Origin of the sequence: Saprospira grandis str. Lewin (genome assembly GCF_000250635.1) — a bacterium.
Classification (GTDB): Bacteria; Bacteroidota; Bacteroidia; order Chitinophagales; family Saprospiraceae; genus Saprospira; species Saprospira grandis.
In genome coordinates this window covers 756,584-778,486 of sequence record NC_016940.1, presented here as the reverse complement: position 1 = coordinate 778,486, position 21,903 = coordinate 756,584, and the positions used below count along the sequence as shown (strand labels likewise).

General features: G+C 47.9%; 8 protein-coding genes and 1 pseudogene. 7 read left to right on the top strand and 2 right to left on the bottom strand.

Annotated elements, in window-relative coordinates:
• The first annotated feature begins 163 nt into the window (after positions 1-163).
• Positions 164-2,299 (top strand): S46 family peptidase, encoded by a 2,136-nt coding sequence (locus tag SGRA_RS03325; protein WP_014373740.1) that lies wholly within the window; start codon positions 164-166, stop codon positions 2,297-2,299.
• Between the two features lie 323 nt (positions 2,300-2,622).
• On the opposite strand, the gene SGRA_RS03320 is transcribed toward SGRA_RS03325, so the two are convergent.
• Positions 2,623-5,028 (bottom strand): MG2 domain-containing protein, encoded by a 2,406-nt coding sequence (locus tag SGRA_RS03320; protein WP_014373739.1) that lies wholly within the window; start codon positions 5,026-5,028, stop codon positions 2,623-2,625.
• Between the two features lie 249 nt (positions 5,029-5,277).
• On the opposite strand from SGRA_RS03320, the pseudogene SGRA_RS03310 reads away from it, so the two are divergent.
• From SGRA_RS03310 to SGRA_RS03290, 5 genes and pseudogenes are all read left to right on the top strand, one after another.
• Positions 5,278-6,564: pseudogene (locus SGRA_RS03310) on the top strand (ABC-F family ATP-binding cassette domain-containing protein); the annotation flags it as partial.
• A gap of 253 nt (positions 6,565-6,817) precedes the next feature.
• Positions 6,818-7,204: an ATP-binding cassette domain-containing protein gene (locus SGRA_RS03305; protein ID WP_081477662.1), complete on the top strand. Its 387-nt coding sequence runs from the start codon at positions 6,818-6,820 to the stop codon at positions 7,202-7,204.
• Positions 7,205-7,304: 100 nt separating this feature from the next.
• Positions 7,305-8,033, top strand: coding sequence for a BamJ family beta-barrel-assembly machinery protein (bamJ, locus tag SGRA_RS03300; protein ID WP_014373737.1), 729 nt, complete (start codon positions 7,305-7,307; stop codon positions 8,031-8,033).
• Positions 8,034-8,052: 19 nt separating this feature from the next.
• A complete protein-coding gene (gene bamJ / locus SGRA_RS03295; protein ID WP_014373736.1) occupies positions 8,053-9,018 on the top strand; it encodes a BamJ family beta-barrel-assembly machinery protein in 966 nt (321 codons plus the stop codon).
• A 409-nt stretch (positions 9,019-9,427) separates the two neighbouring features.
• On the top strand, positions 9,428-9,613 hold the full coding sequence (locus SGRA_RS03290; protein ID WP_148268255.1) for a hypothetical protein: 186 nt from the start codon (positions 9,428-9,430) through the stop codon (positions 9,611-9,613).
• A 505-nt stretch (positions 9,614-10,118) separates the two neighbouring features.
• On the opposite strand, the gene SGRA_RS03280 is transcribed toward SGRA_RS03290, so the two are convergent.
• The gene (locus tag SGRA_RS03280; RefSeq protein WP_245538629.1) at positions 10,119-18,707 is read right to left on the bottom strand and encodes an Ig-like domain-containing protein; all 8,589 of its coding nucleotides are present in this window, start codon (positions 18,705-18,707) and stop codon (positions 10,119-10,121) included.
• 513 nt (positions 18,708-19,220) lie between these two features.
• Here SGRA_RS03280 and priA point away from each other — a divergent pair.
• The gene (gene priA, locus SGRA_RS03275; RefSeq protein ID WP_014373731.1) at positions 19,221-21,740 is read left to right on the top strand and encodes a replication restart helicase PriA; all 2,520 of its coding nucleotides are present in this window, start codon (positions 19,221-19,223) and stop codon (positions 21,738-21,740) included.
• Positions 21,741-21,903: the final 163 nt, after the last annotated feature.

The window sequence follows — 21,903 nt, the reverse complement described above, 5'->3', positions numbered from 1 at the left end:
AGGCTGAGGGATAGGCAGCAGTGGCCGAAGGCCAGACCCAGCTTTTGAGCGTAGCGAAAAAGCGCAGGGCCGAGCGAACAGCGAGCTGCGAGATAGCCCGACCCGGCCGAAGGCCGGGGCAGCCCCAAAAGAGCAGAAACATTATCTAACTTAAAAATAACTAATGAAAAAATTATTAGCATTTGTAGTAGCATTATTGCTCTTTATGCCCATGAGTTGGGCGGGGGAGGGCATGTGGATTCCGGCCTTGATAGACATGTTCTACTCGGATATGAAGACCTATGGTTTAAAGCTCAAGCCCTCGCAGATTTACTCGACCAACAAATCGAGTTTGAAGGATGCGATTGTTCAGTTTGATGGGGGCTGTACGGCAGAATTGGTCTCTAAACAGGGCTTATTATTGACCAACCACCACTGTGGATTTGATGCCATTCAGCAGCATTCTTCTTTAGAGAATGACTACCTCAAGCACGGATTTTGGGCCAAAAACCGCTCGGAAGAACTGGCTTGTCCTTGGATGCATGTTACCTTTGTCAAAGAGATGCGCGAGGTTACTTTTGATGTATTGAAAGGGACCACAGAGTCCATGACCGAAGAAGAAAAGGCGGCAAAAGTTTCGGCAAATATCAAGGCTTTGGAAGCGGCTGCGGCGGCGGAAAAAGGCTATAAGGCCAAAATTAAGCCTTTTCATAAGGGGAACGTTTATTATATGTTGACTACCCAAGACTACAACGACATTCGTTTAGTGGGGGCGCCTCCTTCGGCCATTGGAAAATATGGAGGGGATACCGACAACTGGGTATGGCCTCGTCATACGGGGGATTTTTCTGTATTTCGGATTTATGCCGATGAGGATAATGCGCCAGCGGACTACAGTGAGGCCAATCGCCCTTACAAGCCTGCTCATTTTTTGCCCATTAGCATGAAAGACAAAAAAGAGGGAGACTTCACGATGGTCTATGGTTTTCCGGGCCGTACCGACCAGCATTATTCGGCGGCCAAATTGGGCTTTTACATGCAGCAGGAGCGTCCCGCAAGAATCAAGATGAGAGAAACTAGTTTGGGCATCATTAAGCCAGCCATGAACAGCTCTGACGAAATTCGCATCAAGTATGCTTCTAAGCAGGCCTCTATTGCCAATGCTTGGAAAAAATGGATTGGTCAGTTGGGTGGTTTGCGTGATCTCAAGGCCTTGGATAAAAAGGCACATTGGGAGAAAAAGTACAACAGTCGAGCGCAAATTAAGGAAGAGTGGACCGAAGAGTTTGGGACCGTTCTAGAAGATTTGGCCAAATTGCAGGAGGAGAATCAGAAATATGAATTTGCCAGAGCCTTATTTATTGAGTACTTCTTTGTTGGGCCAGAATTTTTGCGTTTTAGCTACGGCTTTAACAATCTAGCCAACCGCTACGAAGAACTAGAGGCTGCCGGTAAGCTAGAGGCAGAAATTGCTCGCTTGAAAGAGGCGAATACGGCTTTTTTCAAGAACTACGACTTGGGCATTGACCAAAAAATTTATGAGCAACTCACGCCCCTCTATGTCAACTATATGGACAACAGCCTTTTGCCCGATGATTTTGCAGAAGCTTGGGCGGCTACTGGAAAGGCTATTTTTGCAGACTCTAAGTTGCTTCATGAAAAGAAAGTAGCGGCTATTTTGGAAAACTTTGATGCCAAAGCAGCGGCTGAATTGGCCAAAGACCCCGCTTTGCAGTTGGCGGCTAGTCTGTACAGCAACTACTTGCAGAAAGTAGCGCCCAGCTATGGCGCTTTTCAGGCTCAGGAAGAAGAGCTCATGGAAACCTATGTAAAAGGCGCCTTGACGATGTTTCCCAAGCAGCGTCATTGGTCCGATGCCAACTCTACCTTGCGCATTGCCTACGGTAAACTGGAGGGTTCTGCCCCGCATGATGGCATGGCTTATTTGCCCTATACCACCATTGAGGGCGTGATGCAAAAGTACCAGAAAGATCATCCTGATTTTGATTTGCCGGAGCGATTTATGGAGCTCTATGAGGCCAAAGATTTTGGTCCTTATACTCAGAACGGGGAGCTTTGGGTTTGTTTTACGGCCTCCAATCACACCACAGGAGGAAACTCGGGTAGCCCCGTCATTGATGCCAAAGGACGCCTAATGGGCATCAACTTTGACCGCAGTTGGGAGAGCACCATGAGCGACTTCATGTTTGATGAATCGCGCTGTCGCAACATTGCGGTAGACATCCGCTATGTGCTTTGGGTCATTGACCGTTATGGTCAGGCCAGCTGGTTGATTGACGAGATGAAGTTGGTCAAATAGTCTGAAAAGACAGTACATCATAGAAAGCCGCTAGTTCTGAGAGGAGCTAGCGGTTTTTGCTTTTTAATGGGTATTATTTTTTGGGGCTGCCCCTTCCGCTAGGTTAAAACCCAGCGCAAAGCGATATCGCTTTGCGAAGCTATACAAAATGAGGGTTGAAACCCTCATGAATTATCGGGCGGGTCGGGCTGTCCCGGGCTCGCAGGTCTGCTCGGCCCTGCGGGCTCCACTTCGTTCCGCCCTTGGTCGGGCCTGCGGCCCCCCTTCCCATCCCTCAGCCAAATACAACTTCCCTGCTTAGAAGCGGCTTAGGGGAAGTTGGGCTAAAGCTGCTGCTCCCAGTAAATTAACTCGCCATTTTTGCCGATACCTTCTATGATTAAACGATATTTTTCTGGACTTTTGGGGTAAGGGATATCTAGCTGTCCTAGTTCGTTGGTCTCAATTTTCGCTTGCCAAAGGATGGTTTTATTGTTTTCTGGATAAAAGGGACGAGAAGGAAAGACATTAGGGCTGCCATGCTGTGCATTAAGCCATTTTAATCCAGAAGATGGGATACGAAAACGCAAATAAGGTTGAGATTCACGCTGCTTGGAATGCGTTTCGTAATAGTAGGCTTTTCCTTGTGCTCTGTAGAAGGCCGCATAATTAGATGCTTCTCCAACTTCTCCTAAGAAGGCTGGGCGTCTTTCAATGCCTTCTTCCACTCTAATCAAATCATTATAGCTAATCGGATCATTGAGGTTTGGAGGACAAGACTCAACTTCTGCTTTAGTATAGGGGACTGGCGTATAATGTATAAGCACTCCTGAATTAACTTCTGATTTAGATGCTAGCCCTAAGCCTTCATAGGAGACCGTTAGTTGGAGGCTATCATCTGCAGCTAAGCAAATATTATTAAAGCATAGATCTTCATGCTCTCTTCCTCTAATGTGTAAATCATAGCGCCCTGGGACCAAAGAATCTAGCTTAAAGGTCCCATCCCAACTAGTTTGAATGGTCTTGCATTCATTTTCTCTACAGAGATCTATAAACAGATAGTACATAGGCTCTCCTTTATAATCGAGAACCTTTGCACTTAGTTGATTTGATAGGCCTGCGTTTTTTGTAATTGTTTTACTGTAATGAGGGCAGGGCGGACGGTAATAAATCTTTTTTGAAAGCTGGTAGCCATAATGGTCGATTTTTACGATGAGGTCTTCCTGAAATTCATCCTCTTCCCAATAGATTTCACCTTGAGCATTTGTTTTTATTTTTTGGAGGAGTTTTGTTCCACTACTATCATAAATAGCAACTTTTTTGTGGGCCAGCGGAAGTTTGCGCCAAAACAGTAGGGCTCTTAATTGTCCGCCTACCTCTGCCGGATAACTAAGTTTAATCTTTGCTTGAGCAGGCTGAAGTGGATGCAGAGCCGCCCAGCTCTGGCTAAGCAGTAAGTTATCCAGAGCACTATCTGCTTTTGGGTTGGCCTTATTTAGATAAAAACCAGCTTGCTCAATTGGAATACTTAAAGGTATAGATAGCAAGCTGTAGGATAAAAGATGTTCGTCATCTCGAGGCCTTTTTTCCTCCTCTATGGTTAGAGCAAATGATAATTGTGCTTTTAGTGGTCGGTTATCGGCATCTTTTAGTTGGAGCCTTAAGAGCGAACTATCCTTTTTGTAGTCGAGCTTTTTATGGACTAAATACTGCACCTCTTCTTGCTGAAGAAAAAATATCCTTTGTAGGAGCTTAGGGCCTTTTACTTTACGCAGACTTAATTGAGCTAAGCCTTTCTGGCCGTCTTTTAAGGAAATTAGGTATTGTTGATTCCCCTTTTTTAGTTCTAGCTTTTTCTTTATTAGTAGCCCTTCAGCCTGTTCTATAAGTAGTTCTACAGGTCTTTGCTTAGTACTAAAAATATTGATGCTTAAAACTTGATTTTCTTGCTTTAAGCAGCTCAAATGTAGCCCTTTATTTCTAATTTTAGGCAGAGGGTATTCTTCTTCTATAGGGCTTAGGACCTTAAGCGTATAATTTTCATTTTGCTGAGGGCTAAACACTAAGCTTCCAATTCCCGCATGATAAGTTTCATATTGGGCTAAGACCTCCTTTTTCTGGTTAAGCAGAACGGCTTTAATCGCTACACTACGGCCTTTTTCATCTACTGTTTTTATTGCTAAGCGGTTAGTACAGTTTGCAAGTAAATAGCCCCCTTCTGGATGAAAATGTAGTTGAATCTTCTTTAATTTTTCTCTTTGACTGCCAATAGCTTGCTCTGATGAAGGACCTAAAGACTTTATTTTTAGCTCTTTTTTAAAGAAGAGGGCTGTACCAAAGTTTTTTTGCCATTGGCTATACAATTGAAGTTGGTAGCCCCCGATCACTGCCGTTTTAGCTAGCTGAAAACAACCTCTAGCGGTTCTGTTAATTACCTCTAAACGAAATTCTTCTTTTACTGCCCCATCTGGACCAATAAGTTGAGCATAAATATATTGAGATGGAGGCGCTAGCCCTTTTTGAGCCCCAAATAAATAGGCCGTAAACCAAATAGTTTCTCCAGGACGGTAAATTGTCCTGTCTGTTTGGGCATAGATATATTCTAAGCTAGAAAGTTTTTCTTCCTTCGTCCTCAGCTGTTTTTGCCATGGAGTTTGTGCATGCAAATAGTAAAGGGGAGCAAATAAGGATAGACAAACAAATAGTCTAACTAAACTCGTCTCAATCTGTCTTTTGAATAGGAAAGGCATACTTATGTTTAAAATGAAGGGAATAAGTTCTCTCTTAAGAGATGGATCATTAGCTATTTTTGGTGCTCCTGCTTTAGCCCTAAAAAGAACCAATAAGCAGGACTACACAGAGCCAAATAGCCTTAGAAACAACAACTTCCCCCCTAAAACTGCTAAATTCAATTGGATATCAGGAAATCCAATGATAAATCAGTAACTTTGCGGCCAACTAAGTGAAATCATTTGAACACCGCCACAAACCAACCATAAATGCTAACTGTCAGCAATCTTTCTATGCGTTTCGGCAAACGCATCCTTTTTGATGAGGTGAATGTTGTTTTTTCTACCGGCAATTGCTACGGCGTTATTGGGGCCAATGGAGCCGGAAAATCAACCTTCCTCAAAATTTTATCTGGAGAGCTAGATGCCACCACTGGTCAAGTATCTTTAGAACCCGGTACTCGGATGTCTGTGCTTAAGCAGGACCATTTCGCCTATGACGAATTTGCCGTTTTAGATACGGTCATGATGGGCCACAAAAAGTTGTACGATACCAAAGTAGAGCTGGACCAAATTTACCTCAAGCCCGATTTTAGCGAGGCCGACGGTATGCGCGCCGGAGAACTCAGCGCCGATTTTGAAGAAATGGGCGGCTGGTCTGCAGAAAGCGATGCAGCCGAACTCCTAAGTAATTTGGGCGTAGCCGAAGAACTACACCATAAGCCCATGAAAGAGCTCAATACCAGCCAAAAGGTACGGGTGCTCTTGGCCCAAGCCCTTTATGGTAATCCCGATGTGTTGATTCTCGATGAGCCCACCAACGACTTGGATGCAGAAACCATCATGTGGCTAGAGGATTTCTTGGCTGATTTCAGAAATACCGTTATTGTGGTTTCTCACGACCGTCACTTCCTCGATGCCGTTTGTACGCATATTGCCGATGTAGACCGTATGCGAATCAATCTACATACAGGTAACTATACTTTCTGGTATGAGTCTAGCCAGTTGGCCGCTCGCCAAATGGCCGATAAGAATAAAAAGACAGAGCAAAAACGCAAGGAGCTCACCGAGTTTATCCAGCGCTTTTCAGCCAATGCCTCTAAGGCCAAACAGGCCACTTCTCGGAAAAAGGCTTTGGAGAAACTCAACCTAGACGAAATTAAGCCTTCTACTCGCCGCTATCCCGGTATTATCTTTAAGCAAAACCGTGAGGTAGGAGACCAAATCCTAGAGGTGCGCGACCTTAAGATGAGCCTAGGCGGAGAGGTCCTTTTTGATAAGGTCAATTTTACCGTTCAAAGAGACCAAAAAATCGCCTTCTTGTCTAAAAATAGCTTGGCCGTCTCTAAGTTTTTAGAGTGTTTGGCTGGAGAACAGGACGTACAAGCCGATTCGGGCAGCATTAACTGGGGCGTTACCGTAACCCCCTCTTATTTGCCCAACGAAAATAATCACTACTTTGATGTAGACCTCAATCTAGTCGATTGGTTGCGCCAATATTCTGAAGAAAAAGACGAAACCTTTATCCGTGGCTTCCTTGGCCGTATGCTCTTCTCGAGTCTGTTTAAAATTTTGTGTATGCCCTTTCCTGCGCCTAGGGACAAGCCCCTAGGCTAGCTTTTCAGACAGCCCTCTAAAGAGGGCCTTTGGATAAGGTTCTTCTCTGCGACAACAACTGAACAAGGCCTTGTGTATCAACAGTTGAGGCCCTCGTAGAGGGCTGCCTCCATTGGATTAGCCTAGGGGCTTGTCCCTAGGCGATGAATGACTGAATCTTGCTTTTGAGCACTAAGCTAAAGGGCCAAATTTTATTCGGATACACAAAATCCTGAACAGTCTCCTCTTCTCTGGAGAAGAAACCCAAAAGTCAGCTAAGGTCCTTTCTGGAGGTGAAAAAGTGCGCTGTTTGCTCTCTCGCCTCATGCTAGAAGAAGGAAATGCCCTGGTTTTGGATGAACCCACTTCTCACCTTGATCTAGAATCTATCACAAAGCTCAACGAGTCTTTGGTGGAGTTCCCCGGCTATATTTTCTTTACCTCTTCAGATCATCAGTTTGTGCAAACTATTGCCAACAGAATTATTGAAATTACCCCCAACGGAATTATCGATAAGCTGATGCCTTATGATGATTATCTCCGCGATCCTAGCGTTAAGGAACAGCGGGCACTACTATATGGCCAAGAAGTTAAGGCCTAAATCATAACTTTCACTATGCTAAGGCTCGTTTTGCTCCTTTCTGGACAGACGAGCCTTCTGTTTTATGGTCTTTAGGGCCATCTCTACAATCCTATCTTATATGAAATTATCTATGAATGCCTCTTCTTGGGGCGCCGCTCTTTTGCTCCTTTTTATCATGTTGAGCATGACTCCCGAGGCCTCGGCCCAAAGACGCAAGAAAAAGCGTAGAAAAAAACAAAAAACGGTACAGGTAGACAGCCTGGGCCTTAGCTATAATTATGGCCTTTTGGTGGGCGCTAGTATTGCTATGCAAGGGATCCCCAAAGACTCTTTGTCTGCAGAGGAAATTGCCGCAGGTATCATGAAGGCTCTAGAAACTGAACTAGATCCCGAAATGATGGACCAAGCTCAAGAGCGTTTTATGGCCCGCATGGAGGCTGTACAAGCCGCTCAGGCAGAAGCTAAACTGGCCGAGGAAAAAACTTGGTTTGCAGACAATGCCAAAAATAATAAGAGTATTATCACCCTAGAGTCAGGTATTCAATATGAAGTCTTAACAGCTGGCGAAGGCGAAAAACCTACTGCAGAAAGTAGCGTGACTACTCATTATCATGGTATGCTTACCAATGGAACTGTCTTCGATAGCTCTGTAGATCGCGGCCAACCCGCTACTTTTCCCGTCGGTGGCGTGATCCAAGGCTGGCAGGAGATTCTACAACTGATGCCCACTGGCTCTAAATGGAAGGTGTACATCCCCTCTGCTTTGGGCTATGGTAGCCAGGCCGTAGGCAATATTCCCCCTAATTCTATCCTGATTTTCGAAATTGAGTTGCTCTCTATCAACTAAAATAATAATCCTAAATAAAATGAAAAAACAGTTTTTAGTACTGGCTCTAGCAGCTGGTTTGGGCCTTGTTGGCTGTACAGAAAATACAGAAAAAGCCGGCGCGGCAGAACTAGGCGAAAACCTAGAACAAATGGAAGGAAAAGCCACTACCGATGCCGCCGCTCTTGCCGGCAATTTGGGCGAGGCCTTTGGCGTATATATCGCTAGCGACCTCATGAATGGCGCTGGCATTACTGCCGATGTCTTGAATGTTGCTGAGTTTACAACAAACTTTCAAGCAGCCATGAAAGGGGAGGAGCCCTTCCAAATGCAAACAGTTGGTCCAAAAATCCAACAATATATGGGAGGCTGTGCCGCAGCCAAGCAATCTGGAAACCCTATGCCCGAAGCCCCCGAGAATTTCTCGGCGGAGTTGGGCTTTCTAGTGGGCTTTAATGTAAAATCGCAAGGGATGCTCGATGGCAATAGCTTTGATTTTGAAGGCTTCAATAAGGGCTTTACCTCTGTTTTTGAGGGCGCGCCTAGCATGACTGGCGAAAATGCCCAGCAGATTATCAATACGGCCAACCAAAAGATGCAGGCAGAAATGGCCCAAAAGGTAAAGGAGCAGGAAAAAGCATTTTTTGAAAAGAATGCCAAGGAAAATGATAAGATCATCAGCCTGCCTTCTGGCATCCAGTATGAAGTGCTCACAGAGGGCAAAGGACCCAAACCCGCCATTACGGATAAGGTGCGCACGCACTACCACGGTACTTTGCTAGACGGTTCTGTCTTTGACAGCTCTGTAGACCGTGGCCAACCCGCCGAGTTTCCCATTCAGGGCGTAATCAAAGGCTGGCAAGAGGTTTTGCCCATGATGGGCACTGGCGCCAAATGGAGAGTATATATCCCCTCTGGCTTGGCTTATGGCCCCCAAGGCCGCCCAGGCATTCCCGCCAACTCTATTTTGGTCTTCGAAATTGAGCTTTTGGATATTGTGAAGTAGGTAGTTTGAAACTACTGTTTACTAGCTGCTGTAACATTTTTGTTGCAGCAGCTTTTTTTTGGGGGCCTCCGCAGCAAGCTGCGGCGCTACGTTTCAGGGCTCGCAGGTCTGCTCGGCCCTTCGGCAGCGAAGCTGCCTCGGTCTGGCCTTTGGCCACCCTTGCACATCGCTAGGCCTGCGGCGGCTGCGCCGCCTGCTAAACCGCCTAAGGGTCCAATTGTTAGCAATAAGTTAAAGTGCTGACTTACTGAACTTATTCAAAGAGCTAGAGAATGACCTTTTTAGTATCGTTGATGATACTCCAGACATCATTGATGATAGTTCAATGGTCGTTAATGATACTCCAGAGATCATTGATGATAGTTCAATAGTCGTTAATGATACCCCAGACATCATTGATGATAGTTCAATGGTCGTTAATGATACTCCAGAGATCATTGATGATAGTTCAATGGTCGTTAATGATACTCCAGAGATCATTGATGATAGTTCAATGGTCATTGATGATACCCCAGACATCATTGATGGGACTGTTCAGGATTTTGTGTATCCGAATAAAATTTTGGCCTTTAGCTTGTTAGGATTTGGCCAATAGTCGCCTAGGGAAAAGCCCCTAGGCTAATCCAATGGAGTCAGCCCTAAAGGGCCTCAACTGTTGATGTATAAGGCCTTGCTAAGTCATTTTAGCAGAGAAGTAGCTTATCCAAAGGCCCTCTTTAGAGGGCTGTCTGAAAAAGCTAGCCTAGGGGCTTGTCCCTAGGCAGCAAAAAGGAGAAACACAAAATTTTAAACAGTCTCGATTTGGCCAGTAGTCGCCTAGGGGCTTGTCCCTAGGCGCAGAAAAGGGTAGCCAAAATCTAGCTTAGTGGTTCCGAAATTGGCTGCGGGTTTCAACCCGCAGCCATGGCCGAAGGCCAAACGGCCTAGCGATGCGGCGGGGTGGCCGTCAGGCCAGACCCAGGCGGCAAAGCCGCCGCAGGGCCGAGCAGACTTGCGAGCCCCAAAGCGTAGCGCCCGCAGCTTGCTGCGGGAGGCCCCAAAAACAAAAAAGCCCATCCGCAAATAGCGAACAGGCTTTTTCAAATTATAGAACAGCTAGCTTATGGTTTTTGTAGCTTTTGGCCCAAGAGCTGCCCCTTAGGCGTTTGTAATTGTAGGAAATAGAGCCCAGAAGGCCAGTCAGCAGGAAGCTGAAGCTGAGTATTCGAGAAGCCTTCGGGGAGATCTAGCTGGCGATCCAGCAATAAGCGCCCGGCGAAATCAAAAATCTGTAAGCGAGCATCTGGGGCCGCATTGGGCAGCTCCAACTCTAGATTTAGGACCTCCTGAAGCGGGTTTGGATAAATCCGATATTGCCCATCAGTCAGCGCAATAGGAGTTATTCCCGTGGGTTGATTACTCACCTCGATGAGAATAGAACCCGAAACGCCCGAGCCATCTTGAGCAGAAGCCACGACCAAGACCTGGCCATTGCCTCTAGCGGTAAGGATGCCAGATTGGTCAATAGTTCCCACCGAAGTATTAGAGACCGACCAACCTACATTTTGATTATCGGCATTAGTTGGAGAAACCACCGCAAAGAGCTGCAAAGTCCCATTGGGCAAGTTAATCTCCGTATTTCCGCCAGCAGAAAGTACCTGAATAGAAGAGACCAGAATCTGTCCCTGCCCACCTTGGTTGCTAATCGTAATCTGTTTGCTGCCCGAAACGCCAGAGCCATCAGTAGCCGTAGCCGTTACCGTAACCACGCCATTGGTTAGTGCTTGTAGCACACCCGTAGCGTTGATGCTGGCAATACTGCTATTGGATACCGACCAGTTTACATTTTGGTTATTGGCACTAGTTGGAAGGATTGTAGCGATCATCTGTAAACTTCCGGCATTAGTTGTAATATGATCTATTCCCGATTGAGAATTGACCAAAATCGTTTGCACCATCACCGACTGATTACTAACCGTAATAATGGTTGAGCCAAAGACATTAGAGCCATCGGTGGCCGTAGCGGTTACCGTGACCAAACCATTGCCAACAGCCGTAAGCAGTCCCGTATTGGGATCGATTGTGGCTACAGCAGGGTCATTCACCGACCAAACTACAGTTGGGTTCGAGGCATTGCTAGGCGTTACCGTAGCAAACATTTGTAAGTTACCATTGAGGGTCGTAATCGAGGATTGTCCGCCTTGGCCCTGCACGCTAATTCCCGTCACATAAATGGGATCGATCGTAATAATGATACAGTCAGAAACGCCAGAACCATCATTGGCTGTGGCACAAACCTCTACCGTGCCGGGGTTACCCGCCATCAAGACCCCAGTGCTGGGGTTAATGGTTGCTGTTCCCGTTTGGTTAGTGACCGTCCAGTTGACCGAAGGATTCGAGGCATTGGAGGGCGTTACCGTAGCGATCATCTGCAGACTGGCATTGGCTTGAACGCTGGTGGCGCCGCCTTGGCCCTGCACAGCAATGCTAGAGACCAAAATAGGATCGATGGTAATTATGATACAGTCCGTTACGCCTGAGCCATCATTGGCCGTAGCACAAACCTCTACGGTACCTGGACTAGCGGCAGTCAAAACGCCCGTACTGGGGTTAATCGTCGCTGATCCTGTTTGGTTATTGACCGACCAACTCACGCTATTGTCCGTTGCATTGGCGGGATTAACCGTGGCTATCATTTGCAAACTGGCATTGGCTTGAACGCTAGTGGCGCCGCCCTGCCCTTGCACAGCAATGCTAGAGACCAAAACGGCATTGATTGTAATAATGGTACAGCCCACTACGCCCGAACCATCATTGGCCGTGGCGCAAACCTCTACCGTACCGGGGTTTCCAGCAATAAGCTGTCCTGTTGTGGGATTGATGGTCGCTGTTCCTGTTTGGTTATTGACCGACCAACTCACGCTAGGGTTCGTTGCATTGGAGGGCGTCACCGTAGCCTGCATCTGCAAGCTTGCTCCTGCATTGATGCTGTTGGTTCCTCCCTGTCCCTGTACACTAATCGCTGTAACGGGAATAAAGGTATTGCTAATTGTAATCAGAATACAATCCGAAACGCCAGAGCCATCGGTAGCCGTGGCACAAACCTCTACGGTTCCTGCCGAGCTAGGACTCAACACACCAGAAGCACTAATACTTGCCGAGCCCGTCTGATTATTGACCGACCAGCTAATATTTGGATTCGAGGCATTGCTTGGACTAACGGTCGCAATCATTTGTAGGCTAGAAGAGGTAGAAACTGTAGTAGCTCCCCCTTGTCCTTGGACCGTAATACTGCTGACCAAAATGGGATCAATCGTAATCACAATACAATCCGAAACGCCCGAGCCATCATTGGCTGTGGCACAAACCTCTACCGTACCGGGATTACCAGCGGTCAAAACGCCCGTGCTGGTATTGATAGTAGCGGTACCCGTTTGGTTGTTCACCGACCAACTGACTGAGTTATTCGAGGCATTAGTTGGACTAACCGTGGCCAGCATCTGCAAACTAGCCGAAGCGCTGACGTTAGTGGCTCCTCCTTGGCCTTGTACAGCAATGCTGCTGACCAAAATGGGGTCAATCGTAATAATGATACAGTCAGAAATGCCTGAGCCATCATTGGCCGTAGCACAAACCTCTACCGTACCGGGATTACCAGCGGTCAAAACGCCTGTACTGGGGTTAATGGTAGCGGTACCTGTTTGGTTGTTTACCGACCAACTGACCGAGTTATTCGAGGCATTGCTTGGGCTAACTGTAGCCAACATTTGCAAACTAGCCGAAGCGGTGACATTAGTGGCTCCTCCTTGGCCTTGCACGGCAATGCTAGAGACCAAAACGGTATTTGTTGTTATGCTAATAATAATACAGTCAGAAACGCCAGAGCCATCCGTAGCTGTTGCGCAAACCTCTACCGTACCTGCAGCTCCAGCGGTCAAAAGTCCTGCACTATTGATCGTTGCGCTTCCTGTTTGGTTGGTAACGCTCCAGTTGACTGTTGTATTAGAGGCATTGCTTGGACTGACCGTGGCCAGCATCTGCAAACTAGCCGAAGCGGTTACGCTAGTGGCGCCCCCTTGACCTTGCACAGTAATACTGCTAACCAAAATGGGATCGATTGTAATCACAATACAGTCAGAAATGCCCGAGCCATCATTGGCGGTAGCACAAACCTCTACCGTACCGGGATTACCAGCAGTCAAAACGCCCGTGCTGGGGTTAATGGTAGCTGTCCCCGTTTGGTTATTTACGGACCAACTCAAGGAGCTATTGGAGGCATTTGTTGGGCTGATTGTAGCCAACATTTGCAAGTTGCTTGAAGAGAGGACATTGGTTTGTCCCCCTTGTCCTTGGACCGTAATGCTGCTGACCAAAATGGGATCAATGGTAATCGTTACACAATCTGAAACGCCCGAGCCATCATTAGCCGTAGCACAAACTTGAACCGTACCGGGGTTTCCTGCGCTCAAGAGACCTGCACTGTTAATTGTCGCAGTACCTGTTCCGTTGATTACGGACCAACTGACCGAGCTATTCGAGGCATTGGCTGGGCTAACCGTGGCCAACATCTGTAAGCTGGCATTGGCTTGTACATTTGTGGCTCCCCCTTGGCCTTGCACAGCAATACTGCTGACCAAAATGGGATCGATTGTAATAATAATACAGTCAGAAACGCCAGAGCCATCATTGGCGGTGGCACAAACTTCTACCGTACCAGGATTACCAGCACTCAAAACACCTGTACTAGGGTTAATCGTGGCCGTTCCTGTCTGGTTGTTTACGGACCAACTCAGCGAGCTATTAGAGGCATTGCTGGGGCTAACCGTTGCTACCATCTGTAAGTTAGAAGAAGAAGCGACATTTGTGGCTCCCCCTTGGCCTTGCACAACAATACTGCTGACCAAAATGGGGTCAATGGTAATAATCGTACAGCCCGAAACGCCAGAACCATCATTGGCCGTGGCACAGACTTCTACGGTACCTTCAGAGGTAGCGCTTAATAGGCCTGTTAGGGGATCAATACTAGCTGTTCCCGTTTGGTTGTTTACGGACCAGCTAACCGAGCTATTGGTTGCATTAGCGGGGTTAACCGTTGCTACCATCTGTAGATTATTTCCTAAAGTAAGGTTGCTTTGCCCCCCTTGTCCTTGTACACTAATGCTGCTTACGGTCACTACCGCAGTTAAAACAGTTATTGTTGTACAGCCAGATACTCCAGAACCGTCTGTGGCCGTGGCGCAAACCTCTACAGTTCCGGCACTGCCTCCTGTAAGTAGGCCCGTATTGGGGTCAATGGTGGCGGTACCTGTTTGGTTTGTTACCGACCAAACTACCGTCTGGTTGGACGCATTGGCTGGACTGACGGTGGCCTCCATTTGTAGGTTGGCTCCTGCCTGTACATTGCTATTTCCGCCTTGTCCCTGTACGCTAATCGCACTGACAAGAATAGTTGTTGTGTTAATCGTAATTACGGTACAGCCTGAAACGCCAGAACCATCTGTGGCCGTGGCACAAACTTCTACAGTTCCTGCTGTAGTTGCGGATAGCAGCCCTGTATTGGGATCAATGCTAGCCGTACCACTCTGATTGTTGACCGACCAAACTACCGTTTGGTTGGAGGCATTGGCTGGACTGACGGTAGCTACCATCTGAAGGTTTGAGCCAGCTTGTATGCTGTTCGCACCTCCTTGTCCCTGCACGCTAATGGTAGAGACCAAAATGGGATCAATGCTAATCGTCACACAATCCGAAACGCCAGAGCCATCATTGGCGGTGGCACAAACCTGAACCGTACCGGGGTTTCCGCCGGTCAAGAGACCTGAGCCGTTAATGGTAGCGGTTCCTGTGCCGTTCGTTACGGACCAGCTAACCGATGGATTAGAGGCATTGGCTGGGCTAGCCGTGGCCAACATTTGTAGGGTTGAAGAAGAGGAAACGGCTGTTGCCCCTCCTTGTCCCTGCACGCTAATGCTAGAGACCAAAATGGGATCAATCGTAATCGTCATACAATCCGAAATGCCCGAGCCATCATTGGCGGTGGCGCAAACCTGAACCGTACCAGGGTTTCCGCCAGTCAAGAGGCCAGAGCCGTTAATAGTGGCGGTTCCTGTACCATTGACTACAGACCAGCTAACCGAGGGATTAGAAGCATTGGCTGGACTAACTGTGGCCAACATTTGTAAGCTAGCAGAAGAGGAAATATTAGTTGCTCCGCCTTGCCCCTGCACGCTAATGCTGGATACCAAAATAGGATCAATCGTAATCGTCACACAATCGGAAACGCCTGAGCCATCATTGGCCGTAGCGCAAACCTGAACCGTACCGGGGTTTCCGCCGGTCAAGAGACCCGAGCCGTTAATGGTAGCGGTTCCTGTGCCGTTCGTTACAGACCAACTAACCGAAGGATTAGAGGCATTGGCTGGACTAACCGTGGCCAGCATCTGTAAGCTAGCAGAAGAGGAAACCGCTGTTGCTCCACCCTGTCCCTGCACGCTAATGCTGGAGACCAAAATGGGATCAATCGTAATCGTCACACAATCCGAAACGCCAGAGCCATCATTGGCGGTAGCACAAACCTGAACCGTACCTGGGTTTCCGCCAGTCAAGAGGCCAGAGCCGTTAATAGTGGCTGTTCCTGTCCCATTTGTTACGGACCAGCTAACCGAAGGATTAGAGGCATTGGCTGGGCTAACCGTGGCCAACATCTGTAGGGTTGCAGAAGAGGAAACGGCAGTTGCCCCTCCTTGCCCCTGCACGCTAATGCTGGATACCAAAATAGGATCAATCGTAATCGTCACACAATCGGAAACGCCAGAGCCATCATTGGCCGTAGCACAAACTTGAACGGTACCAGGGTTTCCGCCGGTCAATAGACCCGAGCCGTTAATGGTCGCTGTTCCTGTTCCATTTGTTACGGACCAGCTAACCGAAGGATTAGAAGCATTGGCTGGACTAACTGTGGCCAACATCTGTAAGCTAGCAGAAGAGGAAACGGCTGTTGCCCCTCCTTGTCCCTGCACGCTAATGCTGGATACCAAAATGGGATCAATCGTAATTGTTACACAATCCGAAACGCCTGAGCCATCATTGGCGGTGGCACAAACCTGAACCGTACCTGGGTTTCCGCCCGTCAACAGACCAGAGCCGTTGATAGTGGCGGTTCCTGTTCCATTGACTACGGACCAGCTAACGGAAGGATTAGAGGCATTGGCTGGACTAACTGTAGCCAACATCTGTAAGCTAGCAGAAGAGGAAACATTGGTCGCTCCTCCTTGTCCCTGCACGCTAATGCTAGAGACCAAAATGGGATCAATCGTAATTGTCACACAATCCGAAACGCCCGAGCCATCATTGGCCGTGGCACAAACCTGAACCGTACCGGGGTTTCCACCAGTCAATAGACCAGAGCCGTTGATAGTGGCGGTTCCTGTTCCATTGACTACAGACCAGCTAACGGATGAATTAGAGGCATTGGCTGGACTAACCGTGGCCAACATTTGTAAGCTAGAAGAAGACTGAACCGTACTCACTCCTCCTTGCCCCTGCACGCTAATGCTAGAGACCAAAATGGGATCAATCGTAATCGTTACACAATCCGAAACGCCAGAGCCATCATTGGCGGTGGCACAAACTTGAACCGTACCGGGGTTTCCGCCAGTCAATAGACCAGAGCCGTTGATAGTGGCGGTTCCTGTTCCATTGACTACGGACCAGCTAACCGATGGGGTAGAGGCGTTGGCTGGGCTAACCGTGGCCAGCATCTGTAAACTAGCAGAAGAGGAAACGGCTGTTGCTCCTCCTTGTCCCTGTACACTAATGCTAGAGACCAAAATGGGATCAATCGTAATCGTCACACAATCCGAAACGCCTGAGCCATCATTGGCGGTGGCGCAAACCTGAACCGTACCGGGGTTTCCGCCAGTCAAGAGACCTGAGCCGTTAATGGTGGCGGTTCCTGTTCCATTTGTTACGGACCAGCTAACCGAGGGATTAGAGGCATTGGCTGGGCTAACCGTGGCCAACATCTGTAGGCTAGCAGAAGAGGAAACATTAGTTGCTCCGCCTTGCCCCTGCACGCTAATGCTAGAGACCAAAATGGGATCAATCGTAATTGTCACACAATCCGAAACGCCTGAACCATCATTGGCGGTGGCACAAACCTGCACCGTTCCAGGGTTTCCGCCAGTCAATAGACCCGAGCCGTTAATAGTGGCGGTTCCTGTTCCATTTGTTACGGACCAGCTAACCGATGGATTAGAAGCATTGGCTGGACTAACCGTAGCGATCATCTGTAAACTAGCAGCAGCTTGTACATTCGTTTGTCCACTTTGTCCCTGTACCGATATACTAGATACCAAAATAGGATCTACGGTAATAACCGTACATCCCACCACACCAGAGCCATCATTGGCCGTGGCACAAACTTCTACCGTGCCTGGACTTCCAGCCGATAGCATTCCCGTACTCGGGTTGATGGTGGCAGAACCCGTTTGGTTATTCACCGACCAACTTAGGCCTGTATTTGTGGCATTGCTCGGACTAACCGTGGCAACCATCTGTAAACTAGAGGAGGCCTGCACATTACTGGCCCCGCCTTGTCCTTGTACCGATATACTAGACACTAGCAGAGGATCTACCGTAATATTGGCCGTGGCCGAGTTGCCCGAGCCATCATTGGCTGTGGCAGTAACCTGAACCGTTCCCGGATTTCCCCCTGTCAATAGACCAGAAGCATTTATTGTGGCGGTTCCCGTTCCATTGATGACCCCCCAACTTACTGTGGTATCTGTGGCATCGGTCGGTAAAATATAAGTAGTCATTTGTAGGTTTTGGGTAGAAATTACAGAGCTTGCTCCACCTTGTCCCCCAATCTGAATACTGCTGACGGGCTTAAATTGCCCTGAAATGACAATATCTTCAAAACCAGATACGCCAGAGCCATCATTGGCTGTGGCAAAAACCCGAACGGTACCATTACTCACCGCCTGCAACAAACCCGTAGTCGAGTTAATTGTGGCAATGCTATTGTTGTTGGTCGTCCAGTTCTTAGTGGTATCTGTGGCATTTGTGGGTGTGGTCGTCGCCAGCATCTGAAGGGTCCCGTTTGGCGTGCTAATCGTATTTTGCCCGCCTTGCCCATAGACCAGAATCTGATTGACCAAAACCTGCCCTGTCGCCCCCGCAATAATGGCGGTGTTAGGCGTTTGTTCCCAGCCAAAATCCTTAATCGTTATCGTGTTGGCAGCAGAGGGTACATCTAGACGAACCCAGGCATAATGTGTGGTCCCCGAGTTTCGTATAAACCGAAAGCCCACATAGACATCATTAAAAGGTGGTGCGGCCCAAGGAAAAAGCGCCTGAATACAGGCTGAACAAAAAAAAGTAGAACCCGCTGTATAGGTCCCCGAACTCGGCCCAATCGTGGCCCCAGCCGCCAATTTTCGGATGTTTGGCCCAGATAATTGTAGGGTGGCCGTTTGACTCACGCCCGAATTTAATGCCGGCCGAGTGAAGGTAATAAAGGTACTCCCACTCATATTAACCGAGATGTTAATCTCATTGTCCCCATCCGAGGTCAAATCAAAAGTGGCCGATTGTCCCGCCGTTAAGGTCTGATCCGGAACATCCAAATAGGCAATCTGCGCTTCTAGGCCCCAACTCAGGGACAATAGAAGGTAAAGGGTGAAAAAGTAAGCTATTTTTCTATGCATGCTGTAGTAAATTAGGGGGCGTTGAATAATAGTTGGCCAGTTGCATTTATCCCCGGCCTTGTCTAAAGAACGTGAAAATTCCTGAATTTGCATTTTTATAATCAAGTCTTTTCAACTAATAAAAAGGACCTTGACCATCAACAAAAGTCTAATAAATAATAGAGTATAAAACTAATCTCTAATCAATTTAAATATTTCTTAATATTTAGCTGTCTATATATATTAAAGCTGGTTTTCTGCTGGATAAGGGCTGCTTTTGGGGCCTCCGCCTCCCTTCGGTCGTCGGCGCTACGTTTCGGGGCTCGCAGGTCTGCTCGGCCCTGCAGGCAGGCTGAGCCTGCCTTTGGTCTGCGGCTTCGCCGCCCCCCTCCACATCGCTAGGCCAAATGGACCTTCTTCGCTAGGGCTCTCTTCCCAAACAAGTTTTCCTTTTTTCTTTTTTAGCCAAAAGGAGTTCTGCGCTTCTGTCTAGAGTTCCTTATATTCGCCACTCATAAATTTATGATACCGCCTATGTCCGCATCTAGTTTGTTAGACCTCTTTGAATCTGGAGGAGGCGCAGAAAAAAAAGGAACCTATGTCGAGGTTGTTCTGCCCCTGCCTTTAGCTAAATTATATACCTATTCGGTCCCCTTTCACCTTAAAGAATGGCTGCAAAAGGGCGTAAGAGTAGAGGTGCAACTAGGGCGACAAGGCCGATACGCTGGTTTAGTATACTCCATTACAGAAGAAAAACCCGCCTACCAAACCCGCCCCATTATTTCGGTCCTCGATGATTTTCCCGTAGTCACCGAAGAGCAGTTTCGCCTCTGGGAATGGATGTCTACCTATTATCTCTGTAGTATGGGCGAGCTGATGGCCGCCGCCTTGCCCGCTGGCCTCAAATTAGCCGGAGAAAGCAAACTCCTTCTCGCCGAAAACTATGAGGCCAAACCTTGGATGCAGTTGCACCAAGAATTACCAGGCGATGAAGCACTGGTCATCGAACAATTGCAAAAAAAAAGGGAACTCAGCCTGAGCGATATCCAACGAATGCTCAAACTCAAGTCGGTGCACAAGTTGGTCAAATCACTACTCGATAAACAGTTGGTCCAACTCAAAGAAGAGCTGCAAGAACGCTACAAACCCAAAATGGAAGATTGGGTGGCCTTGGCCCCACCCTACGAACTAAACAATCCGAGCAGTATAAAAGAAGCCTTTGATGTTATTGGTAGCCGAGCCCATAAACAAATAGATACCCTCATGGCCTTTATGCAGTTGGGCCGAGAACAAAAAGAGGTCCGCAAAAAAGAACTCTACGAAAGGGCCAAAATAGATAGTGCCCTACTCAAAAAGTTAGTAGATAAGGGCATCTTTAGTATCTATCAAAAAGAGTTGTCTCGCCTAGATGATTATGATGGCGAGGCTGAGGGCAATTATGCCCTCTCCGAACAACAACAACAAGCCTACGAAAGCTGCCTGCAACATTTTGCTGATAAAAAAGCCGTTTTGCTACATGGGGTAACGGGTAGCGGAAAAACACAGGTTTTTGTCGAGCTAATGGAGCATTATATAGGGCAAGGACAACAGGTATTGTATTTATTGCCAGAAATTGCCCTAACGGCCCAAATTGTGGGCCGCCTACAAAAACATTTTGGCGACCAAATTCTGGTCTATCACTCTAAGTTCAATAATAACGAAAGAGTAGAAATTTGGCGGGCCGTACAAGAAGGCGTTCCCATTATTTTGGGGGCTCGCTCGGCTTTGCTTTTGCCTTTTCAGTCTTTGGGCCTCATTTTAGTTGATGAGGAGCATGACCCTTCTTATAAGCAGCAAGATCCCGCTCCCCGCTATAATGCCAGAGATACAGCTGTATTTATGGCCCATTTGCATGGGGCCAATATTTTGCTGGGCTCGGCCACGCCTTCTTTAGAAAGCTATCAGAATGCGCTGGAGGAGAAATATGCCTTGGTCCAATTAGATCAACGATTTGGAGGTCTGGCCCTCCCCAAAATAGAAATTGTAGACCTTGGCGAGCAGCAACGAGAAAAACGCATGCACGGCATTTTTTCGGGCCATTTACTCGATGCACTCAAAGAAACATTGGCCAATGGAGAACAGGCGATTTTGTTCCAAAATCGCCGAGGATATGCCCCCCTATACCGCTGCAAAAGCTGTGGCTGGACCACAGAATGCAAGGATTGTGATGTTAGTCTGACCTACCATAAGTATAGCAATAACTTACGCTGCCACTATTGTGGCTATCAGCGTTCTTTGCCCAAAAGCTGCGATGCCTGCGGTAGCCATGAACTAGAGATTATTGGTTTTGGAACAGAAAAGATTGAGGATGAGCTCCAAATCTTTTTGCCCGATGCTCGCCTAGAGCGAATGGACTGGGATACGGTTCGGGGAAAAAATGGACATGATCGCTTGATTAACCGCTTTGCCGATGGACAAATTGATGTTTTGATTGGGACGCAAATGGTTACTAAGGGGCTAGATTTTGACAATGTGGGCCTAGTGGCCGTCTTATCGGCCGACCAAATGCTGCAGTTTCCAGATTTTAGGGCCAATGAACGCGCCTTTCAGCTGATGACGCAGGTAGCGGGAAGAGCTGGACGGAAAAAAAAGCAGGGCCGAGTCCTTATTCAAGCCTATCAGGCCGAACATGAAATCCTGCGGGAGGTTTTGCAGCATAATTTTCAGCAGTTTCAGCAAAGGGAGCTGGCCGAGCGCCGCAGCTTTAAGTATCCGCCTTTTCAACGCTTGATCAAGATTCAGTTTAAGCATAAAAAGCGGGACCAGCTCCTGATGGCAGCAGAATGGGGGGCCAAGTTTTTGCAATCTCGTTTGGGCGATCGGGTGCTGGGGCCAGCCGAGCCTTCTATTTCTAGGGTGCGGACCTACTACCTCATGGACCTCTTAATCAAATTGGGCCGAGGAGGAAAAAGCCTGCGGGCCGCCAAAGACAAAATTAGAGATATGCAGGAGCTGTTACGGCAAAAAGATGGGCTAAGTGGGCTGAGAGTAGTCATTGATGTAGATCCTTATTAAGCTTTTGGGAATTGGCCTAGGCGTCTGCCTTGGCCTAGCGATGTGCAGGGGGGCGGCGCAGCCGCAGACCAAAGGCAGGCGCAGCCTGCCTGCAGGGCCGAGCAGGCCTGCGAGCCCCGAAACGTAGCGCCGACGACCGAAGGGAGGCGGAGGCCCCAAAAAA